Genomic DNA, 4,137 nt, shown 5'->3' on the forward strand with positions numbered 1-4,137 from the left:
GTAGCTGTGGATGATGCCTTCCTCGTCGATGGTCAGGATGGCGTCGGCCGCGGCGTCGACGATGGCGTTGGTGCGCGCCTCGGCCATCAGCAGCGCCTCGGCCGTGCGCACGTACTCGCTCATGTCGGTGATGGTGCCGACGCAGCCGTGCAGGCGCCCGGCGGCGTCGTGGTGCGGCGCGCTTTGCAGCAGCACGGTGGTGGCGGTGCCTTCCGGCCCGACGAAGCGGAAGTCGACGATGACCGGCACATCGCCGCTCACGCAACGCCGCCATTCCGCCTCCACCCGGGCACGGTCGTCCGGATGCACGGCGTTGAGCCAGCGCGTGCCCGGCGCCTCCGCGCCGTCCAGCCCGGCCATGGCCGTCAGCCGGCGGTTGGCGAACACCATGGCGCCGTCGGCCCCGGCCCGGAAGATGCCGACCGGTGCCGCCTCGGCCAGCGTGTGGTACAGCGCCTCGCTCTCGCGCAGGCGCCGTTCGGCCTCGACCCGTTCGGTGATGTCGCGGATGTTGACGACGATCCCCTCGATCTCCGGGTCGTCGAGCAGGTTGTGGCCGGTCGCCTCCACCGTGCGCCAGCGGCCGTCGGCGTGGCGCAGGCGGACGGTGGTGGTGCCGGCGGTCCCCTGCGGCGCGGCGGCGCGCGCGGCGATCCGCTCCAGCGCCAGCGCGCGGTCGTCCGGGTGCACGAAGTCGGCCAGCGCGCGGCCGACCAGATCCTCCGGACGGTAAGCGAAGACGCCCGCCACCGCCTCCCCCACGAAGAGGAAGGCGCCCTGGCGCGACACCACCGCCGTGACGTCCGAGGAGTTCTTCATCAGCGCGCGGAAGCAGCGCTCGCTGAGCTGCACGGGCAACCTCGCGGCAGGGGTGGAGCGGCCGGCCGTCGCCGGCATTGGTACGACCACCAATGACCGGAGAATATTAGCGCATGATGACGGTTCGGTAACCGAACGGAAAAAACACGCTCAACGTGCGTTCATGAACGCCGCCAAAGTGTCCACCGTGGCGTCCGGCGCCTCGACCATCACCATGTGCCCCACGCCGGGCAGCACGACGACCTCCGAATCCTTGACGCGCGCCGCCAACGCCCGCCCGGCCTTTGCCGGAGTCATGCGATCCAGGGCACCCAGCAGGAACAGCGCCGGGCAGGTCACCGCCGCCGCCGCGTCGGCGCCGCGCGCGTAGGCGTTGCAGGCCGCAAGGTCGACGCCCAGCACGCCGGGATTCGCCCGCCGCATCAGCCGCCGCGAGGTCGGCACCAGCGCCAGTCCCGGCGCCGGGTTGCCGCCGACGTGGCCGCGCGGCCCCAGGCCCCAGCCGGTCACCAGCTCGATGGCCTGCGGGTCGTCGCCTATGGCGGCGGCCAGCAGGTCGGGGTGCACCGGCATCTTCTCCGCCACGCCCAGCAGGGCCAGCGCCTCTACCCGGTCGGGGTGGCGGGCCGCCGTCTCCAGCGCCACCAGGGCGCCCATGGAATGGCCAGCCAGCGCCGCGCGCGGCGCCCCGGCCGCGTCCAGCAGGTCACGCCCCCAGTCGGCCAGGGCCTCGACCCCGGCGAGCGGCGCCCCGGCGGAGCGGCCGTGGCCCGGCAGGTCCACCGCCAGGACGGCGCGGCCGTGGTGCGCCAGATAGCGCGTCTGCAGGTTCCACACCGTGTGGTCCATGCCCGCACCGTGGATCAGCACGATGGCCGGCTTGGCCGGGTCGAACGGCTGGCCGCCGGTGTGGGCGTAGACGGTCTGGCCTTGAACGGTCAGTTCCATGGTCGGCTCACCCCTTGGCAGCGGCGCGCAGCGCCTGGCGCAGATCGTCGATGAGGTCGTCGCAGTCTTCCAAGCCGACCGACAGGCGGATCATCTCCTCGCCGATGCCGGCCGACGCCAGCGCCTCGGCGTCGAGCTGGGCGTGCGTGGTGCTGGCCGGGTGGATGACCAGCGACTTGGCGTCACCGACGTTGGCGAGGTGGGAGAAGACGCTCAGCGCCTCGATGAAGCGCTTGCCGGCGGCCCGGCCGCCCTTCACGCCGAAGCTGACGATGGAGCCGGCCCCCTTGGGCAGCAGCGCGGAGGTCAGCGCGTGGTCCGGGTGGTCGGCCAGCTCCGGGTAGGTCACCCAGGCGACCGCCCCCTTCTCCGACGCCATCTCCGATTCCAGGAAGCCGACGACGCGGCGGGTGTTGTGGATGTGCCCCTTCATGCGCAGCGGCAGCGTCTCGACGCCTTGCAGGATCTGGAAGGCGTTCATCGGGCTGAGGCAGGCGCCCAGGTCGCGCAGCCCCTCGGCGCGGGCGCGCATGATGAAGGCGGCCGGGCCGAACTCCTCGGCGAAGTCGATGCCGTGGTAGCCGGCGTAGGGCTCGGTCAGCGTCGGGAACTTGCCGGACGCTTCCCAGTCGAAGGTGCCGCCGTCGACGATGACGCCGCCGATGGCCGCGCCATGGCCGCCGATCCACTTGGTGACCGAATGCATGACGAGGTCGGCGCCGTGCTCCAGCGGCCGGCAGAGATAGGGGGTGGCGAAGGTCGAATCGATCAGCAGCGGGATGCCCGCGTCGTGCGCGATCTTCGCGACCTCGGGGATGTTCAGCACCTCCAGCCCCGGGTTGCCGATCGTCTCGCCGAACACCAGCCGCGTCTCGGGCGTGATGGCGGCGCGCAGCGCCGCAAGGTCGCGCGGCGGCACGAAGGTGGTGGTGATGCCGAAGCGCGGCAGCGTGTAGGCCAGCAGGTTGCGGCTGCCGCCGTAGATGGAGGCGGAGGCGACGATGTGCCCGCCCTGCCCCATCAGCGTGATGATGGCCAGCGTCAGCGCCGCCTGCCCGCTGGCGGTGCACACGGCACCCACGCCGCCTTCCAGCGCCGCCAGCCGCTCCTCCAGTACCGCCACGGTGGGGTTGGAGATGCGGGAATAGATGTGTCCGGCGCGCTCCAGGTTGAACAGCGCCGCGGCGTGGTCGGTGTCGCGGAAGACGTAGGAGGTGGTCTGGTAGATCGGCACCGCCCGCGCCCCGGTCGTCGGGTCGGGCTGCTGGCCCGCGTGCAGGCTGAGCGTGTCGAACTTCAGAAATTTCGCGTCGGCCATGGGCCTCTTCCCAAACGGCGAGGGCCGCCTGTCGCAGCGGCCCTCTTGTTGTTTTTGCCTGCCCTGTTCAACCCGGAACGAGTTGAGTGCTTGGAGGGTATGGGAGGCCCACGGGCGCCGTCAAGCCCACCGCCTAGCGGCCACCCTTCGTGGCGAGGATCGTCGCGATGCCGGGACCGCCCAGCCCCGTGCGGGCACCTATGGTGCTCAGCGTCTCGCCGCCCCTGGCCTCGATGTAGGGCGGCCTTGTAACCGGCCGATATCCGGCAGCGCCGGGTTTGTTACGGATGGTAACGGACCCCGCCCTTCAATCCGCCGCCATCCTCCCATCGCCGCCGGCCGTCACGCGGATGCCGTTCAGCGCCTCGGCGACGGTGCCGCGCAGCGTTTCGGCCTGCTCCGCCAGGCGCTTGCCGGCCGCCAGCACGTCGCCGGCGGCGGTGCCGGTGGCCTGCACGGCGTCGGATACGGTGTGGATGTTGGTCGACACCTCGCGCGTGCCGTCGGCGGCCTGCGCCACGTTGCGGGCGATCTCCTGCGTCGCCGCCCCCTGCTCCTCGATGGCCGACGCGATGGCGGTGGTCACCTCGTTCATGCGTGCGATGGTGCGGCCGATGCCGTCGATGGCCGCCACCGCGTCGCCGGTGGAGGACTGCACCGCGGTGATCTGCGCGGCGATCTCGTCGGTGGCCTGGGCGGTTTGGTTGGCCAGCGTCTTCACCTCGCTGGCGACGACGGCGAAGCCCCGGCCCATCTCACCGGCCCGCGCCGCCTCGATCGTGGCGTTCAGCGCCAACAGGTTGGTCTGGCTGGCGATGGCGTTGATCAGCTTCACCACCTCGCCGATCTTCTGGACGGCGGCGGCCAGGGCGGCGATTCGGCCGTTGGCCTGCTCGGCCTCCGTCACCGCGGCCCCGGCGATCTCGGCGGAATGGGCGATCTGCCGGCCGATCTCGCCGATGGAGGACGACAGCTCGGTCGTCGCCGCCGACACCGTCTGCACGTTGGCCGAGGCCTCCTCGGCCGCCGCCGCCACGGCGCCGCTGCCGTCG

General features: G+C 72.0%; 4 protein-coding genes. All 4 read right to left on the reverse strand.

The features are described 5' to 3' along the window. Window positions 1–852: PAS domain S-box protein (locus VED21_RS13865; protein ID WP_324882961.1), on the reverse strand; the 852-nt coding region annotated here is incomplete at its 3' end. Between the two features lie 117 nt (window positions 853–969). After that, window positions 970–1,767: an alpha/beta hydrolase gene (locus VED21_RS13870; protein ID WP_324882962.1), complete on the reverse strand. Its 798-nt coding sequence runs from the start codon at window positions 1,765–1,767 to the stop codon at window positions 970–972. 7 nt (window positions 1,768–1,774) lie between these two features. Continuing rightward, window positions 1,775–3,085, reverse strand: coding sequence for an O-acetylhomoserine aminocarboxypropyltransferase (locus VED21_RS13875; protein WP_324882963.1), 1,311 nt, complete (start codon window positions 3,083–3,085; stop codon window positions 1,775–1,777). A 307-nt stretch (window positions 3,086–3,392) separates the two neighbouring features. Further along, a partial coding sequence (locus tag VED21_RS13880; protein WP_324882964.1) for a methyl-accepting chemotaxis protein occupies window positions 3,393–4,137 on the reverse strand: 745 nt, incomplete at its 5' end.

This window comes from Azospirillum sp. (assembly GCF_035627195.1).
In the GTDB taxonomy this organism is placed as follows: domain Bacteria; phylum Pseudomonadota; class Alphaproteobacteria; order Azospirillales; family Azospirillaceae; genus Azospirillum.